Raw genomic sequence first — 16,396 nt, 5'->3', positions numbered from 1 at the left:
GCTTTACTCGTTTGCCCTATTGGCGCATGAACAAGGAATTAGCATGAAACAGCATCGGTTGGCAGCGGCGATTGCCCTGGTCGGTCTGGTACTCGCAGGTTGTGACAAGCAAGCCAGCACTGTAGAGCTGAAAACCCCGGCACAAAAAGCGTCGTATGGTATTGGTCTGAACATGGGCAAAAGCCTGGCTCAGGAAGGTATGGACGATCTGGATTCCAAGGCTGTGGCCCTGGGTATCGAAGATGCCGTCGGCAAGAAAGATCAGAAACTGAAAGACGAAGAGCTGGTTGAAGCCTTCGCTGCGCTGCAAAAGCGTGCCGAAGAGCGTATGGCCAAGCTGAGCGAAGAGTCGGCGGCTGCCGGCAAGAAATTCCTCGAAGAAAACGGCAAGAAACCGGGTGTCGTCACCACTGCTTCCGGCCTGCAGTATGAAATCGTCAAGAAAGCCGATGGCCCTCAGCCAAAGCCGACTGATGTTGTAACTGTTCATTACGAAGGCAAACTGACCGACGGCAAGGTGTTCGACAGCTCCGTCGAGCGCGGCAGCCCGATCGATCTGCCTGTCGGCGGCGTGATTCCAGGCTGGGTCGAAGGCCTGCAACTGATGCACGTTGGCGAGAAAGTCAAACTCTTCATCCCTAGCGACCTGGCCTACGGCGCACAGAGCCCGAGCCCGGCAATCCCTGCCAACTCGGTTCTGGTCTTCGATCTGGAACTGCTCGGCATCAAGGACCCGGCTGCTGCGGCACCTGAAGCTGAAGAAGAACCGGCTCCGGCCAAGGCCAAGAAGTAATATCTGGCCCGGTTTTTCCAAACGCCCTGTCTCGACAGGGCGTTTTTGTATCTGGCGTATTTCCCGAACGCTTCGCTACCCGTACAGTCCCAGTATCATGGCGCGATGAAGATTGTCTGACAGTACGTCACGATTGCACGGGATTAGTCGCGTTAAACCTGTAAGTCAACGATTTTATGGGCTTTTTTATGTGAGTAAAAAATGCCCGATTTAAGCTGGACCCCCGTAGAACGGGGCGCTCAGGCATGAAAACGGATGCTGTTCACAAGGTTATCCACAGCTTATGTGGATAACCTTGTAAACGGACAGCAGGCTGGAGCTTGTTTACCGACATCACCTCATTGAGCGGGAGTGAACATGAAAGCACCCTGGAACTTCATTCGTTACCTGCCCGGAGCCCGCCGCCTGCTGGCCGCTGGCAGATTGCCGGGCCTGTTGTTTGCCGTGGCGCGCAAAGGTTCGACCGAGGGCAGCCGGCTGGGACGTATCAAGGAAGACCTGCGTCTGTTGCAGGCGCTCTGCCTGGCCTACTGGCGCGGCGAATACCGTGACATCAGTCCCAAGGCCATTCTGTCCATCGTGGCGGGGCTGATGTACTTCCTGAGCCCCCTGGACGCGATTCCCGACTGGATCCCGGGCCTGGGGATGTTCGATGACATTGCGGTTCTGGCCTGGATCATGAAACACCTGACCGACGAACTGGACGCCTTTCGTGCCTGGCGCGAGCGTCAGTCACCCGAGAAGCTCATTGTGGTTGAACGGCTGCCCGAAACTCAGGCAGCGCTGGAAAGGGAAGGCGGCAAGCTCTGACCGTTTCAGAACTGTTACACCAGCTGTATCAATCCGCTGTTACTATGCCTGCATCTGGAGCAAGCCTATACAAAATGTGTTTTTGTCCTACAGGGGGGGTGTATGGATCTTCAAGTGATTTCTCGTGATGGAGAGCCGGAATATGCAGTTCTGCCGTGGGCTCAGTATCAGGCGCTCCTGAAAGCCGCAGGCTTTGCGGAAAAGACACGTACGGAGCCTGTTCAGGCATCCAGCGAAGCTTCCAGTGCCGATTACCCGGCTTTTGACCAGTTGGCTGCCCTGCGCGAAGCCAAGGGGCTTGAAGCCGCGAAGCTGGCACGGGCAGTGGGTATCAGCCCGTCCTATCTGGAGCTGATCGAAAACGGAACCCGTGAACCCGATGCCGCGATCAAGCGCAGCCTGGCATGGGAGCTGGGACTTCCAGGCTGGAGAAGCGAGTCATGAGTGTGCGCATCAGTCGTCAGCATTGGGATGGACTGTTGAGCGAACTGGACGATGCGCGCCGCCAGCGTCATCTGGTGACCTACAGGGCCTTGCTGGAGCGTCTGAAATTACCCAGCCCGGCCATGCAGACCCTCACCGCCGCCCTTGAGCATCTTGCCGCTCTGGACGTGCGCGCCGAACAGCCGTTGCGCAGCTCGCTGGTCATCAGCCAGGGCGCGAGTCGTTTACCGCGTCCCGGCTTCTTCGAGTGTGTAGAACGGCTGGGCAGATTCTCCGGCCCCTCCGACGGCGTAGCCGCTGCCGCCTGGCATGCCTCGGAAGTGGTGCGAGTGTTCGAGTTCTCCTACCCCGAACCACTGTAGGAGCGAATTCTCAGGCGTTGGACAACAGATCCAGCCGCAACGAATCGATCACATGCACGCTGGCACCCGCGACATCCTTGGCGAAGTGTTTTGCCTGGGAGGCCAGGTCGGCCAACTGGCTGGCGTCCACTTGCGAGCAGCTTTCTTCGCGCAGGTGCACGACGCCAATGGATAGCGACAGCAGTGGAAACTCCTGACGCTGACCCTGGCGGTTCAGGGCCGTGAAGCAGCCGGATTGCAGGTGTTCGGCCCTGTAGAAACGTCGGCACTGGTTCTGGAAGTCATCGAGCAGGGACTGCAGGCGTTTCTCCCACTCCTCGAAGCCCAGCACCATCAGAAAGTCATCGCCGCCAATATGCCCGACAAAATCACGGCTCGGGTCAATACGATCGTTCAGGCATTGGGCCAGACACAGCAACACCTCGTCGCCACGGGCGTAGCCGTAGATATCGTTGAAAGGCTTGAAGCTGTCGATATCGACATAGCAGATCATCGATTCGCGTCCTTGCTGCAACAGGCGCGTCAGGCATTGCTGAATCGGCACATTGCCCGGCAGCAGGGTCAGCGGGTTGGCGTAGCGGGCCTGCTGGATCTTCAACTCGGTAATCAGTTTCAGAACATCGATCACCCGGCCCAGGCCAATGTAGATGCCGTTGCTGGTGATGATGAAATCTTCTTCGATACGCTGACGTGCGCGGCTGGTCAGCAGGCGGCTGACCTGTTGCAGGGACTGGTTCACTTCCACGGCCAGGAAGTCATCGCTCATCAGGCGGCTGATGGGTTTGCGGGCAAACAGCTCGGTGCCGAACGGCTTGAGCAGCACTTCGGACAATGAGTGGCGATGGACGATGCCGCAGGGCCGGAAGTTCTCGTCCAGCACGGCCAGTGAATTGAGGTTTGCCTGTTTGCGGAAGGCTTCGAGCACGTCGGCGGTCGGGGTTTCCTTATTGACCGAGGGTTGCGGGTTGAGCAGGGCGCTCAGATCCGAGGCTTCTTCGTTCAGGGATGTGGTGACCACTTCGGTCTTGGGCAGCATGACCCTCACGTCCCGCGATGGGCGTTCCTGAGGGCGGGCCAGGAGATACCCCTGCACCAGGTCCACGCCCATTTCGGTCAGCGCCGCGAGTTCTTCCTGCAGTTCGATGCCTTCGGCGATCACTGTGGCTCGTGAAGCCTTGGCCATTTGCAGCATCGAGCCGACAAACTCGCGCTTGACCGCATCCTGATGAATGCCGTCGATGAAGTGGCGGTCGATCTTCACGTAATCGGGGCGCAGTTCCGACCACAGCCTCAGGCTGGAGTAACCGGCACCCAGATCATCCAGTGCGATGGAAAACCCCATGTCGCGGTAATGGTGCAGCGCGTTGTACAGCAGCTCGAAATCATCGGTGGGCATCTGCTCGGTCAGTTCGATCACCACATCTTTCGGGGCGATACCGTAGCGTTGCAGCATTTCAAGGGTGCGACCCGGTGGATGGGAGGCTTCCAACAGCGATTCGGGGGAGACATTGAGAAACAGCTTGCCCGGCAGCTTCTGCTGGCTGAAGCGACGACAGGCGCCGTCGCGGCAGGTCAGTTCCAGCTCGCTGAGACGACCTGCCTTGCGTGCCACGGAAAACAGATTGATGGGGGAGTGCAGCTTGCTGTTGGACGGGCCTCGCGTCAGGGCTTCATAGCCCAGGATGCTGCGTCCCGAGAGCGAAACGATGGGTTGGAACAAGCTGTGCAAATCACTACGAGCCAGAATAGAACTCAGTGCACTCAACTGCTCATTCATCGTCATGGCTGTCTCTGGATATAAAAAAGGGGCTGAACGCGCTTACGCTCAGCCCCTTATTACACTACAGATCAATGACCGTTTAATGACAGATGCCATTATTTGGCCATTAACGATAAGTGGTCATTTCCTGGCGACCGAACCGCTCAGACCCAGGTAGTCGATCAGAATGCGCCCGGTTTCCGCCAGGTAGGCATCATCCTCGGGTTTGGTCTTCTCGTTTTCTACCGGCAGAGCATCCTCATCCTCTTTTTTCAGCTCCTTGAGCGGTTCCTCACCTTTGGCCTTGCGGCGGGTGTTTTCCAGAGCCAGCTGCTTGTTTTCAATCGAGGTGTGTTCGGCACGACGATCCGCTTCGTTGAGGCTGACGGTTTTTTCGCTCATCAGCTTCTTGGCCAGGGCCAGGCGGTCTTCGATGAAGACAAACTCGGCGTTCTTGGCCGTGCGGGCTTCATGTCGCGACTGCAACTGCGCCAGAAATGGCTTGAACGGATCGATGGCAGGCTTGATCGCCGGCTTGATGCTGTCCCATGGCATGGCCTCGGGCAGGGCACTTTCGCCGATTTCCTTGGTGTCGATCAGCGACGGGTAAGTGATGTCCGGCACCACGCCCTGATGCTGGGTGCTCTGACCGGATACCCGGTAGAACTTGGCCAGTGTCAGTTTCAGCTCGCCATGGTTGAGCGGCTGAATGGTTTGAACGGTGCCTTTACCGAAGGTCTGCCCGCCGATCACTAGTGCGCGGTGATAGTCCTGCATGGCGCCTGCGAAAATCTCCGAAGCCGATGCTGACAAGCGGTTGACCAGCAACGCCATCGGGCCTTTGTAGAAGGCACCTTTGGCTTCGTCTTCGAGGACATCGACCTTGCCGTCGGCATTACGCACCAGAACGGTCGGGCCTTGTTCGATGAACAGGCTGGTCAGCTCGGTGGCTTCCTGCAGGGAGCCGCCGCCGTTGTTACGCAGGTCCAGCACGACGCCATCGACATTCTCTGCCTTGAGCTCGGTCAGCAGTTTCTTGACGTCGCGGGTGGTGCTCTTGTACTGCGGGTCGCCAGCACGGTAGGCCTTGAAGTCCAGATAGAAGGCTGGAATCTCGATGACGCCGAGCTTGTAGTCCTTGCCATCCTGATTCAGGTGCAGGATCGACTTCTTCGCCGCCTGCTCTTCAAGCTTGACCGCTTCGCGGGTGATGGAAACGATTTTGCTGGTCTGGTCGTTCGGGGCATTGCTGGCAGGAATGACTTCCAGGCGTACCACCGAGCCTTTTGGCCCGCGAATCAGTTTGACCACTTCGTCCAGGCGCCAGCCGATCACATCGACCATTTCCTTGTCGCCCTGGGCGACACCGACGATCTTGTCGGCCGGAGCGACCTGCTTGGTCTTGGCTGCCGGGCCTGCCGGTACCAGACGCACGATCTTCACGTTGTCGCTGTCGCTCTGCAACACGGCGCCGATGCCTTCCAGCGACAGGCTCATGTTGATGTCGAAGTTTTCCGCGCTGTCGGGAGACAGGTAGTTGGTGTGCGGATCGTAGGACATGGCGAAGGTGTTGATGTACGCCTGGAAGATATCTTCAGCGCGGGTCTGGCCCAGGCGCGCCAGTTGATTCTTGTAACGCTTGGTCAGGGTTTCCTGGATCTTCGACGGATCCTTGCCAGCGATCTTCAGACGCAGGACTTCATCCTTGACGCGTTTGCGCCACAGCTCGTCGAGTTCGGCTTCGTTCTTGGGCCATGCGGCGTCCTTGCGGTCGACCAGCAGGGTTTCCTTGGCATTGAAGTCGAGCTTGTCGACACCCTTGTTCAACTCTGCCAGAACGAAGTCCATACGCGCCTTGACGCGATCCAGATAACGCTTGTAGATGATGAAGCCAGGGTTCAGGTCGCCGCTCTTGAGGAAGTCGTCGAACTGGGTCTGCCACTTGTCGAATTCTGTGATATCGCTGGCCGTGAAATAGCTGCGGGCCGGGTCCAGAAGCTTCAGGTAGCTCTGATAGATGATGACCGAGCGTTTGTCATCCAGCGGCGGTTTGCTGTAGTGATGCCGCTTGAGCAGCTCGACCACGTTGAGACTGGCAACCACTTCGTCGCGGTCCGGCTGAAGATTATCCCAGCTGTTGGCGGCAAAAGTGCTGGCTGACATCGGCAACAGGCTCAGGCCGATAGACAGTGCGAGGGCGGTGCTTGGGAGTAAGTGCTTCATGCTGATTCGACGCAGTGACAAGTGAGAACGCATATTAGGCCGTCTTTGAGGTCGCCGGTTCCTTCGGACCCGGCCGCATAATGCAAAAGCCCGGCTAAACAGCTACGGGCTCAGTCTGGACTCACTATGGAGGCACTGTGAAGGCATTGCAAGGCGTCGAAGCATATGTGCCGGGGCTGAGCGCATCAGGCAGGGTTGATTCAGCCAGCATTCAGCTTTGGCTCAGCGCACGAGGCGGGACAGATGTATGTCATCAACGTCCCGCCGGATTCTGGTGGAGGCCCGCCTCCGAACGTTTCAGAGGCGGGCGCCGGCTCAAGGGGCCCATTCCGTCCAGCTCAGGTTGTCCAGGAGTACTGTGTGCTGGCCTATATATACCGTGCAATGAAGGCATGGCTGGCTAAGGTGAATTGTCCGGGTAGCGGTGCCTGAGGCGGATTGCAGTGGTGCATCAACGATAAAATTGTTATTGGCGTCGTAGAACGTGATGTGATCCGTGACTGGATCTGCGCCAACGTAAGACAGCGTCAGGGTTTTGATCAACCCGGAAAAGTTGAGTATGCACTGGTTATATCCTGTGACCTGTAGGGTGCGATTACCGAAGGCAGGATGAGCTGCACTGAGGTCTGCAATCAGGATCGGGCTTAGACGGATCAAAAGAGTCATGTCATCCGAACACCTCACTATTTGTCCAACAGGCAATTCCTGGAAGTTAAAACTTTCCCAGTTCTCCGAACCGCTTACCGGGTAATAAGAGACAATTGTCAGGCTATTGATCGGAAACGGTGTTCTGGTAAGTCCGCTGTCGAACGATACCTCCATGATCAGTCGCAAGTAGCTATTGTTCTTGAGTTTTTGCAGTTCACTCAACGCCACCTGAGTGCTCTGCTCCGCATCATGGGTGATCGCGAAGTCCTGCCAGACCGGGTGATTCCATTTATAGTCCGAGCCATCGCGGGCGATGCCTTCAAAACGCAGCCATATGCGCTGACCTGATGCGATGAGCGGCCAGGCCGCGACGGTCAGATCGGCATCATCATTTAATTCGAAGACCTTCAGTACCTTGCTGGGGTACGTGGCTTGGGTGATTTTCGGTGTCGGCAGAGACGATTCGGGTAATGTCTCTACTGTCAGAGGCAAGGCATCTGACTCCAGTTCGGCCGCATCACGGGTCACGACATAGATGAGTTCCAGTGTGCTCCCCAGGGTGGGGGCAATGGCAGCCGGCGTGACAGTAAACTCGACACTCCCGGTCGGATTGCCGGGCTGCGAAACAGGGTCGGTAGCATCCTCGTGGCCGTCCCAGCGTATGCGGATATCATCGGTGTCGAGCATGCCGCGGTACGCTACCACCACGGTTGCGCCTGCCACGGCCTGGAGTGGATCCAGTACCCCTTCAGGCGCTTCGCGCACGCTGGGTGCAGGCAGCACCAGGATATCGACATGGGTGAACGTAGCCAGCGAATAGCCCGACCAGTTGCTGACCCCGTCGCGGATCTCGTAATAGACCGCCAGATTGCTACCGTTGCCAGCAGCCTTCTGCAGCGCGGCGCTCACGATGATGGTTTGCGGTTTGCCTGTCTGGTCCGCAGGCAGCGGCGGGTTTTCGACGAAGAATTCGTTGCTCGCCCAGAAGAGACGGAGAACGTCGCCTTCCTGCATATTGTCCCAGGCGGCGATGGTCAGTGGCAGCTCGGTTGGCACCTCGATATTCGAGGGCAGGTTTTCTACAGGTGCCAGAGTGTCATTGATGTAGGGCGTGTGGTTATCCGTATCGAGGCCACCGGGTACGCTGCGTTTGACCCGTACCTGGCGCACGGGAGAGTCCGCAGGTGTCCCGCCCGCAGCGGGCGTGATCCGGTAGAACACTTCGGATATCTCCGGCTCATCGGGAATGTCCTGAGGCAGCGCCGAAAAGTCGATGGAACTCCGGTCAGGGTGTGCGAGCAGGCTCTGGATGACCTTGCCGTTCCACCACAACTCGACGAGATCGCCTTTGGCGGTACCGACGGGCGTGAACGCAAACAGCGCTACGCCTTTTTGCGGATCGTTGAGCTGGGCCCAACCCAACCCATCGTTTCCGCTGAGGTCGATTGACGGGATCTGCAGAGCGGGCAATTGCCCGGGTTGTTGGCTGAGTGAGGTAAAGGATGTATTCATGAATGGCTCCTGCTATGTCATGACTTCCTTGAAGGCGGGTACACCGGAGCGATGCCCGCTGATCGAAACGCGGGCTGGAGATCGGAGCAGGCCGTGGCGATGCAATCGAACACGATGTGTTTCAGGTGAGTGCTGGCCATGACTGGAGTCCTCCAAAATCCTTTCCGGAGTCCTGCGATGCGACAGTGTCGGGGGAGTATTTAACCGATGAATCTGCATGTCACTGTCAGAAATGACAGTGCCGGACAGTCGGGCAGCTTAAAGGTCGCCCGTTCGTGGACTCGGTCGCATAATGCAAAAGCCCGGGGCGGCTGCCTGGGGCTCAGTCTTGACTCACGACGGAGGCACTGTGAAGGCATTACAAGGCGTTGAAGGACATGTGGAATGGGTCGAAGAGCCAAGTCCGGCTCTTGATGTGGGGCAGGTTCGCATCAAAGTGGCCGCTGCGGGCCTGAATCGGGCCGATTTGTTGCAGCGTGCCGGGCTGTATCCGCCACCGCCAGGCGTGACCTCAGTTCTGGGGCTTGAGTGCTCGGGTGTGATCGACGAAGTCGGTCCGGGCACTTCCTGGCAGGTCGGCGACCGCGTCTGCGCGCTCTTGGCGGGCGGTGCCATGGCCGAAGAAGTGGTGGTCGACGCGCGTCATGTGCTGCCGGTCCCTGAAGGTCTGTCGCTGCATGAAGCGGCAGCGATCCCGGAAGTTTATGCCACGGCCTGGCTGAATCTGTTTCAACTGGCAGGCCTGAAGCCTGGTGAAAAAGTCTTGCTGCACGCTGGCGCCAGTGGCGTCGGTTCTGCTGGCATTCAGCTCTGCAAGGCATTCGGCAGCCCGGTGTGGGTCAGCGTCGGCTCTACCGAGCGTCTGGCGTATTGCGTCGAACTGGGTGCCCAGGGAGGTGTCGTGCGCAGCGACAGTCTGGAAAGCCTGAGCGACTTCGCCCCCTTCGATGTAATCCTCGACCCGGTCGGCGCCAATTACGCGGCCCTGAACGTCAAGCTGCTGGGGCTCGATGGTCGCTGGGTGCTGATCGGCCTGATGGGCGGGCGCGAGGCACAGGTAGACCTGGCTCAAGTGTTGGGCAAGCGTATCCAGGTTCTCGGGTCGACCTTGCGCAGCCGTGGCGAGCAGTTCAAGGCGGACCTGCTCAGTGACCTGGGCCAGCACGTCTGGCCGTTATTCACTGAAGGACGCCTCAAGCCGCAACTGGCCAGGACCTTCCCGATCAAGGACGCCGAAGCTGCCTTTGCGGAGCTGGCGACCAATCAGGTGTCGGGCAAGATTGTGCTGGTGATCGACGAGAGCCTCGTTTAGCTCCATTGCCGTGCAGGAGATCACCCACGTCGCGTTCTGCGGCGCCCTCACTCATCGTGTGCAGGGGCGAATATATTCGTGAATGAATCCTGCACGGCGTTTTAATGCATGACGGGATTACTTCCAGTCATGCACCGGCCAGCCAGCCTTTTCGGCATGTTCACGCAGCACGGCATCAGGGTTGACCACATTGGGATAGTCAACCTTGAGCAGCAGCGGCAGGTCATTGCGGGAGTCGGAGTAGAAGCTGGCACCTTCGAGGTTTTCACCTTCGGCGTCCAGCCAGTCCATCAGGCGGGTGATCTTGCCTTCGCGGTAGGTCAGCACGCCGACGGTTGCACCGCTGTAGACGCCGTTCTGCACATCCAGCTCGATCCCCAGCACTTCATCGATGCCCAGACGCTCGGCAATGGGTTTGACCAGGTGTACGCCAGACGCAGAGATCACCAGAATGCGGTCGCCTTTGGCCCGATGCTGCGCGATGCATTTGCAGGCGTCGCTGTAGATGATCGGTTCAATGACGTCTTCCACCCAGGGGCCGACCAGATGATCGACTTCCTCTGGCGTACGGCCTGCCATAGGCTCCAAGCTGAACGCCATGTAATCTTCCATGGCCAGATTGCCCGCGCTATAGGCGGCCATCAGTTCATTGTTGCGTTGCATGAAAGACTCGGGATCGACCCAGCCCAGGCGGCCCATCTGTTCGCTCCACAAACTGGCGCAGTCGCCGCCGATCAGGGTTTCGTCCAGATCGAAAATTGCTAAAGGCATGCACGCCTCCTTAGGTTTGTTGTTCGGGTGAGTGGGGGGCTTGCAGCTTGCCGCTGCCTTCAAGCCACCTCACATAACGCCGAAAGCTCTATCTTGAGGCTCACGCGTCGCCCATCGGGGTGTAGATCTTCTGCACTGCGGTTGAGTACGTCGACCACCAGTTCCACGTCTCGTGCCTGGACACGATAGCGGATCACGTTACCCAGCAGGCTGTGACTGAGAACTTCGCCTTCCAGTGCGCCGGTCAGGCTGAGCTGGATGGCTTCAGGGCGGATCGCGACGCGGCTGTTGATCGGGCGCTGCATCAGGCGGGAGGCGTCATCGGGTTCAAGCAGGTTGTAGTTGCCGATGAAGCCCGCGGCAAAGACGTCTGCCGGCGCGGTGTAGAGGGTTTCGGCATCGCCGCTCTGGACGATTCGACCCTGGTTCATCAGGAAAATGCGGTCTGACAGGGTCAGCGCTTCTTCCTGGTCGTGGGTGACGAAAATCGTGGTCAGGCCCAGTTCGCGCTGGATGGCGCGGATCTGTTCGCGCAGGTGTTTGCGAATCCGCGCATCCAGCGCCGACAGCGGCTCGTCGAGCAGCAGCAGGCGAGGGCGAGTGACCAGCGAGCGGGCCAGAGCGACGCGCTGGCACTGGCCGCCGGACATCTGGTGCGGGTAGCGGCTGGCGAAGTCGGTCAGCTCGACCAGCTTCAGCACGTCGGCGACCCGCTTGTGAGTGTCGTCGGCGTTGACCTTCTGGATGCGCAGGCCGAACGCTACGTTTTGCTCCACAGTCATGTTGGGGAACAGCGCATAGCTCTGGAACACCATGCCGATGTTGCGCTTTTGCGGAGTAAGCGGCACCAGGTCCTGACCATCGAGCAGGATGCTACCGCTGTTCACTGACGTCAGCCCGGCGATGCAACGCAGCAGGGTCGACTTGCCGCAGCCCGACGGGCCGAGCAGGGTAACGAATTCACCGCGTTCGATCGTGCAGTTGATGTCACTGAACACCGCTGTGCTTGCGTAGCTTTTCTGCAGGTTTTCGATACTGACAAAACTCATATCAGTCTTTGTCCTTGTTCAGTCGGTTGGCGGCCCAGGTCAGCACCAGCACGAAGAGGAAATAAGAGATCACCAGCGCACTGTTGAAGTGCCCGCTGCTGTTGCGCATGTTGTTGAGGTACACCTGCAGGGTTTCATAGCGAGTGCCGACCAGCAGGTTGGCGAATACGAACTCGCCGAACAGGAAGGAGAACGACAGCAGCAACGCGACCAGCAGGCCTTTGCGCAGGTTGGGCAGCACCACCATGAAAGCCGCCTGCCAGGTATTGGCGCCCAGCAACTGGGCGGCGTCCATCAGGTCGGTGAGGTTGATCGCCTGCAAGTTGTTGCTGATGGCCCGATACATGAACGGCAGTGCGACGGTGAAGTAGCAGCCAATCAGAATCCAGGGCGTGCCGACCATGGCAAACGGCCCGGAGCCATAGAGTTGCAGCAAGCCCACGGCCGAGGCCACGGGTGGCACGGCGAAGGGCAGCAGAATCAGGATGTTCATCAGCGCATCCAGGCGCGGGAAGTGGTAATGCACCACGAACAGCAGCGGCAGGATCAGCACCACCGACAGAATCAGGGCGCCCACACAGACCAGCAGCGACTGACCGAATGCAGTGAGAAAGCGCGGGTCGCTCCACAGTGCGATGTACCACTTGAAGGTCAGGCCGCTGGGCAGAATGCTCGCCGACCAACTGGTGGACAGTGAATACAGCAGCGTGCCAGCCAGTGGCAGCAGCAGGATCAGGAACAGGACATACACCACGAAGCGGTGGTAGATCCCGGCGGGACCTCTTTCAGCGCGAGACATGGTAGCTCCTCTTCAGCAACCATTGATGAACGACCGTGACCAGCGTCATCAGCCCGACCAGAATCATTGCCAGGGCACTGGCCATGTTCGGATCAAGGCTGATATCCCCGGAAACCATGGCTGCGATGCGGATGGGCAGCACGTTGAAGTTGCCGGTGGTCAAGGCGTAAACGGTGGCATAAGCCCCCAAGGCATTGGCCAGCAGAATCACGAAGGTTCCCAGCAGCGCAGGCGCCAGGACCGGCAGGCCGATATAGCGCCAGTACTGGAAGCTGCTGGCACCGAGCAAGGCCGAGGACTCGCGCCAGTCTTCGCGCAAGGCATCGAAGGCCGGGTAGAGCAGCAATACGCCCAGCGGGATCTGGAAATAGGTGTAGAGAATGATCAGGCCGGTTTTGGAATACAGGTTGAAGTCTTCAATGATCCCGGCCTTCTTGAGCATCAACGTCACGGCTCCGTTGAAGCCCAGCAGGATGATGAATGCAAAGGCCAGGGGCACACCCGAGAAGTTGCTGGTCATGTTGGCGAAGGAGTTGACGAAATCCCGCAGCCGCGAATCCACGTTGCGCAGCGAGTGGCTGCCCAGTACCGCGATCACGATGCCGAACAGGCTGGACCAGAAACTGATCTCCAGGCTGAACTGAATGGCCTGGCGATAGAAGCGGGAATTGAATGCCTTGGCGAAGTTGTCAAACCCCCAGCCTGTTTCGGAGTGCAGGCTGTTGATCGCCACCCAGGCCAGCGGCGCAATTTGAAACACGATGAAGAACAGGGCAAACGGCAGCAGGCATAGCAGCCCGAGCCATTTACCACGATTGTTGGTAGTCAATTGAGGATCTCCCGGCATACCGGTTTGTCGTGGGGCACGCCTAGCAGTTCGCAGACAGTGCCGCATAGCTCGGTTTGTCTGGGGGCTGCCTGGGCATCGAGGCTGAATGCATCGCCCAGCACGAACAGCGGTACTTCACGTTCTTCGGGGAGTAGCCCGTTATGTGATCGATCGTTGTTCATGCCGTGATCGGCGGTGACCAGTACCTGATAACCGGCATCGAGCCAGCGTTGCAGGTAATCGGCAATCAGGATGTCGGCGCTGCGTGCGCTGTTACGGTATTGCGGGCTGTCGAGGCCGTGCTTGTGGCCGGCGTCGTCGATATTCATGGGGTGGATCAACAACAGATTCGGTGCGTGCTTGACCCGCAGGCTTTCGGCGTCGGCAAACAGGTGCGAATCGGGGTAATGGTCGGCGTAGTAAAAGTGCCCGTGCTGAATCGGCAGCGCCAGGTTGTCGGTATGACGGTCGCGGGCGGCGTTGAACGGCGTTCGGTTATACAGCTCGCTGACCCAGTGATAAGCCGCCGCTGCCGTGGTGAGCCCGGCATCGGTGGCGTAGTGGAACATGCTGCGCTGGTTGGACAGGCGTGAAACCTGGTTGTGCACAATGCCGCTTTCGAGGGGCGTGACCCCGGTCAGAATGCATTCGTACAAAGGGCGCGACAGCGCCGGCAACTCGGATTCAAGCTTGTACAGCGCGGCCCGTCCTGCACTGCTGTAAGCCTGGAGATGACCCATCGCATGCCTTGCCACTTCGTAGTTGAGGCCATCGAGCACGATGAGGATGACATTGTGTTTCATGAGCGGGTCGCTCCAACTGCAATTGATACAAGGGTGTTACGGGGGAAACGGGCGAGCAGCCAGGCTGACTCGCCCTCAAGCGTGTGTCGGATCAGTTCATTTCGACGATGACTTGCTCGTTCCACATCTGTGGCAGCTTCTTGGAAGTCGCTTCCCACGCCGCAGCATTCTTGATTGGCGTCACGCCCTTGTACTGCTCGTTTGGCAGCAGTTTGGCCTGGACTTCTGCCGGCAGGGTCAGGTGCTCGGCACGAATCGGACGTGCGTTGCCTTTGGCCAGGTTGATCTGGCCAGCGTCGCTGAAGATGTATTCACGCGCCAGTTTAGCCGCGTTCGGGTGTTTGGCGTATTTGTTGATGATGGTGGTGTAGCCGGAAATCACCGAGCCATCGGACGGGATCAGCACCACGTAATCGTCCGGGTTGGTCATCTTGGCCTTGTAGCTCAGGCCGTTGAAGTCCCAGACGATACCGACTTCGACTTCACCTTTCTCCATGCTCTGGATATTCGGATTGTTGAGTGCCAGGCGTTTCTGCCTGGCCAGTTCGGTGAAGAGTTGCAGGCCTGGAGCGACGTTGCTCTCGTCGCCTTTCATGGCGATGGAGGCCGCCAGCACGCCGTTGGCTGCCTGGGCTGCGGTGCTCACGTCACCGATAGTGACCTTGTATTTACCGCTCTTGAGGTCGGACCATTTGGTCGGTACTTCAGAACCATGCAACAGCTTCTTGTTGACGATGAAGGCGATGGTGCCGGTATAGGCCAGTGCCCAGTGGCCTTCCTTGTCCTTGGCCCAGTCCGGAACCTGTTCCCAGGTGCTTGGCTTGTAGGGCTGGGTCACGCCCTTGGCAACGGCAATCGGGCCGAAGGCTGCGCCCACGTCGCCGATGTCAGCGCTGGCGTTGTCTTTTTCCGCATCGAACTTGGCCACTTCCTGAGCCGAGCTCATGTCGGTGTCCATGTGCTTGAGGCCATACTTGCTTTCCAGGTCGGCCCAGGTCGCTTTCCAGTTGGCCCAGTCATCCGGCATGCCGACGCTATTGACCGCGCCTTCGGTTCTGGCTGCGGCTTCCAGCGTCTTGAGGTCTGTGTCCGCTGCCATAACCGAGGTACTCAGGGCGATGGCGGAACCGAGGAGTGATGCCAACAATAGGTGTTTCATTCAAATCTCCTTTTGCACTTCTTCAGGAAGCGTTCGTTGCGGATGGTTGGTCTAGATCAGCAATACCTGAGCCAAGTTAGGCTTCTTGCATGACATTTTTGTGTCGAGTGGTGTTTTCTGTTCTATGGTCAAAGCCTGTGAGCTGCGCTGAAGGCTAAGCGTAGACCATCCTGGATAGCCTGTTCTCCAAGGACTTTCCCGGTGTTCAAGCGACCATTGGCATGGAATGTGAAGCGATTTGTCACATGACAGTCATATATGCGATCTAGGCTTGAAAGCACTTTCAATGAGGGCTCAAGTCTCTAAGCGTGCCCTTTAATGGAGCTGGTCTAGTCCAGCCAGGTATCCTGATGCGCGAAGATGTACCACGAGCGGTAACCACCATCTGCAATGCCTTGCAGGAGCAGATCGAGCACGGTTTGTTACCGTCGGGTAGCAAACTGCCTGCCGAGCGCAAGCTCAGTGAAGTATTTGATACGACCCGTATCACCCTGCGCGAAGCCCTGGTGCAGTTGGAAGCCCAAGGACTGATCTATCGCGAGGAGCGTCGTGGCTGGTTTGTCTCGCCTCCGCGTCTGGCCTATGACCTGATCCGCCGCAGCCACTTTCATGCGATGGTCCAGGCACAAGGGCGCGTGGCTGAAACCCAGATCATTTCAGCGCGACTGCAACCGGCTTCGGCGAAAATCTGTGAAAAACTCCAGTTGCCAGCGCTTTCCAGCGTGATCCAGATCTGCCGGGCGCGGCGCATCGACCAGCGTCTGGTGCTGTATGTCGAGCATTACCTGAACCCGGAGTATTTCCCCGGCATCCTCGATTGCGATCTCAGCCAGTCGCTTACCGAGTTGTACGCCAGTCGCTACGATCTGTCCTATGGTCAGGTACATTTTGAAATCGTGCCCACGGCGCTGCATGCCGATGCCTGCGCGGCGCTCAAGGTTTCAGTGGGAAGCCCGGGCTTGTGCATTGCCAGGGTCAACTACGATCAACGCGGTCGCCTGATTGACTGCGACCTGGAATATTGGCGGCATGACGCTATTCATGTCAGTGCAGTGGCGGGAGATTTTCTGTCCAGTCTGCCGGTTGTCGGCGACCTCAAAGAGAGTGTTTCGCCTCTGGGCCA

At 58.4% G+C, this 16,396-nt stretch carries 14 protein-coding genes and 1 pseudogene; 6 read left to right on the top strand and 9 right to left on the bottom strand.

Annotation, left to right across the window (positions count from 1 at the left end):
* Positions 1 to 43 precede the first annotated feature (43 nt).
* The 4 genes from CKW23_RS08930 (at position 44) to CKW23_RS08915 (ending at position 2,409) form a co-directional block, all read left to right on the top strand.
* A complete protein-coding gene (locus tag CKW23_RS08930; protein ID WP_025261154.1) occupies positions 44 to 793 on the top strand; it encodes an FKBP-type peptidyl-prolyl cis-trans isomerase in 750 nt (249 codons plus the stop codon).
* Positions 794 to 1,150: 357 nt separating this feature from the next.
* Positions 1,151 to 1,603, top strand: coding sequence for a YkvA family protein (locus tag CKW23_RS08925; protein WP_025261153.1), 453 nt, complete (start codon positions 1,151 to 1,153; stop codon positions 1,601 to 1,603).
* A 102-nt stretch (positions 1,604 to 1,705) separates the two neighbouring features.
* Positions 1,706 to 2,047 (top strand): helix-turn-helix transcriptional regulator, encoded by a 342-nt coding sequence (locus CKW23_RS08920; protein WP_025261152.1) that lies wholly within the window; start codon positions 1,706 to 1,708, stop codon positions 2,045 to 2,047.
* Positions 2,044 to 2,409, top strand: coding sequence for a hypothetical protein (locus tag CKW23_RS08915; RefSeq protein ID WP_025261151.1), 366 nt, complete (start codon positions 2,044 to 2,046; stop codon positions 2,407 to 2,409). Before CKW23_RS08920 ends, CKW23_RS08915 begins: the two co-directional genes overlap by 4 nt.
* Before the next feature lie 10 nt (positions 2,410 to 2,419).
* On the opposite strand, the gene CKW23_RS08910 is transcribed toward CKW23_RS08915, so the two are convergent.
* From CKW23_RS08910 to CKW23_RS08900, 3 genes are all read right to left on the bottom strand, one after another.
* Positions 2,420 to 4,192, bottom strand: coding sequence for a bifunctional diguanylate cyclase/phosphodiesterase (locus tag CKW23_RS08910; protein ID WP_025261150.1), 1,773 nt, complete (start codon positions 4,190 to 4,192; stop codon positions 2,420 to 2,422).
* A 117-nt stretch (positions 4,193 to 4,309) separates the two neighbouring features.
* Positions 4,310 to 6,391 carry a carboxy terminal-processing peptidase gene (locus CKW23_RS08905; RefSeq protein WP_176767537.1) on the bottom strand — a complete coding sequence of 694 codons (2,082 nt, stop codon included), beginning with the start codon at positions 6,389 to 6,391 and terminating at the stop codon, positions 4,310 to 4,312.
* A 315-nt stretch (positions 6,392 to 6,706) separates the two neighbouring features.
* Positions 6,707 to 8,551: a hypothetical protein gene (locus tag CKW23_RS08900; protein WP_095067442.1), complete on the bottom strand. Its 1,845-nt coding sequence runs from the start codon at positions 8,549 to 8,551 to the stop codon at positions 6,707 to 6,709.
* A 349-nt stretch (positions 8,552 to 8,900) separates the two neighbouring features.
* Between CKW23_RS08900 and CKW23_RS08895 the strand changes: the two genes are divergently transcribed.
* A complete protein-coding gene (locus tag CKW23_RS08895) occupies positions 8,901 to 9,863 on the top strand; it encodes an NAD(P)H-quinone oxidoreductase (protein ID WP_095067441.1) in 963 nt (320 codons plus the stop codon).
* A gap of 117 nt (positions 9,864 to 9,980) precedes the next feature.
* Here CKW23_RS08895 and CKW23_RS08890 read toward each other — a convergent pair whose 3' ends face one another.
* The 6 genes from CKW23_RS08890 to CKW23_RS08865 form a co-directional block, all read right to left on the bottom strand.
* Positions 9,981 to 10,634: an HAD family phosphatase gene (locus tag CKW23_RS08890; RefSeq protein ID WP_025261146.1), complete on the bottom strand. Its 654-nt coding sequence runs from the start codon at positions 10,632 to 10,634 to the stop codon at positions 9,981 to 9,983.
* 59 nt (positions 10,635 to 10,693) lie between these two features.
* Entirely contained in the window at positions 10,694 to 11,683 is a 990-nt protein-coding gene (locus CKW23_RS08885; RefSeq protein WP_025261145.1) for an ABC transporter ATP-binding protein, read from the bottom strand.
* 1 nt (position 11,684) lies between these two features.
* Positions 11,685 to 12,482 carry an ABC transporter permease gene (locus CKW23_RS08880; RefSeq protein WP_025261144.1) on the bottom strand — a complete coding sequence of 266 codons (798 nt, stop codon included), beginning with the start codon at positions 12,480 to 12,482 and terminating at the stop codon, positions 11,685 to 11,687.
* Complete coding sequence (locus tag CKW23_RS08875; protein ID WP_038399965.1) at positions 12,469 to 13,329, bottom strand: ABC transporter permease subunit; 861 nt, start codon at positions 13,327 to 13,329, stop codon at positions 12,469 to 12,471. The genes CKW23_RS08880 and CKW23_RS08875 overlap by 14 nt, the downstream gene beginning before the upstream one ends.
* Complete coding sequence (locus CKW23_RS08870) at positions 13,308 to 14,114, bottom strand: alkaline phosphatase family protein (RefSeq protein WP_025261142.1); 807 nt, start codon at positions 14,112 to 14,114, stop codon at positions 13,308 to 13,310. The genes CKW23_RS08875 and CKW23_RS08870 overlap by 22 nt, the downstream gene beginning before the upstream one ends.
* 91 nt (positions 14,115 to 14,205) lie before the next feature.
* Entirely contained in the window at positions 14,206 to 15,273 is a 1,068-nt protein-coding gene (locus CKW23_RS08865) for an ABC transporter substrate-binding protein (protein WP_095067440.1), read from the bottom strand.
* 350 nt (positions 15,274 to 15,623) lie between these two features.
* Here CKW23_RS08865 and CKW23_RS08860 point away from each other — a divergent pair.
* Positions 15,624 to 16,337 (top strand): annotated as a pseudogene (locus CKW23_RS08860) (UTRA domain-containing protein); the annotation flags it as partial.
* Positions 16,338 to 16,396: the final 59 nt, after the last annotated feature.

This window comes from Pseudomonas sp. Irchel 3A18 (assembly GCF_900187465.1).
GTDB lineage: Bacteria > Pseudomonadota > Gammaproteobacteria > Pseudomonadales > Pseudomonadaceae > Aquipseudomonas > Aquipseudomonas cichorii.
Note: the sequence above shows the minus strand (reverse complement) of the source record. Positions and strands in the feature narration are given on the sequence as shown.

What these genes read in the sequence shown, in the direction of transcription:
- CKW23_RS08885 (WP_025261145.1), bottom strand. Translation starts at nt 11,683, where the DNA reads ATGAGTTTTGTCAGTATCGAAAACCTGCAGAAAAGCTACGCAAGCACA.
- CKW23_RS08900 (WP_095067442.1), bottom strand. Translation starts at nt 8,551, where the DNA reads ATGAATACATCCTTTACCTCACTCAGCCAACAACCCGGGCAATTGCCC.
- CKW23_RS08915 (WP_025261151.1), top strand. Translation starts at nt 2,044, where the DNA reads ATGAGTGTGCGCATCAGTCGTCAGCATTGGGATGGACTGTTGAGCGAA.
- CKW23_RS08925 (WP_025261153.1), top strand. Translation starts at nt 1,151, where the DNA reads ATGAAAGCACCCTGGAACTTCATTCGTTACCTGCCCGGAGCCCGCCGC.
- CKW23_RS08905 (WP_176767537.1), bottom strand. Translation starts at nt 6,391, where the DNA reads ATGAAGCACTTACTCCCAAGCACCGCCCTCGCACTGTCTATCGGCCTG.
- CKW23_RS08890 (WP_025261146.1), bottom strand. Translation starts at nt 10,634, where the DNA reads ATGCCTTTAGCAATTTTCGATCTGGACGAAACCCTGATCGGCGGCGAC.
- CKW23_RS08930 (WP_025261154.1), top strand. Translation starts at nt 44, where the DNA reads ATGAAACAGCATCGGTTGGCAGCGGCGATTGCCCTGGTCGGTCTGGTA.
- CKW23_RS08920 (WP_025261152.1), top strand. Translation starts at nt 1,706, where the DNA reads ATGGATCTTCAAGTGATTTCTCGTGATGGAGAGCCGGAATATGCAGTT.
- CKW23_RS08870 (WP_025261142.1), bottom strand. Translation starts at nt 14,114, where the DNA reads ATGAAACACAATGTCATCCTCATCGTGCTCGATGGCCTCAACTACGAA.
- CKW23_RS08865 (WP_095067440.1), bottom strand. Translation starts at nt 15,273, where the DNA reads ATGAAACACCTATTGTTGGCATCACTCCTCGGTTCCGCCATCGCCCTG.
- CKW23_RS08880 (WP_025261144.1), bottom strand. Translation starts at nt 12,482, where the DNA reads ATGTCTCGCGCTGAAAGAGGTCCCGCCGGGATCTACCACCGCTTCGTG.
- CKW23_RS08910 (WP_025261150.1), bottom strand. Translation starts at nt 4,192, where the DNA reads ATGACGATGAATGAGCAGTTGAGTGCACTGAGTTCTATTCTGGCTCGT.
- CKW23_RS08875 (WP_038399965.1), bottom strand. Translation starts at nt 13,329, where the DNA reads ATGCCGGGAGATCCTCAATTGACTACCAACAATCGTGGTAAATGGCTC.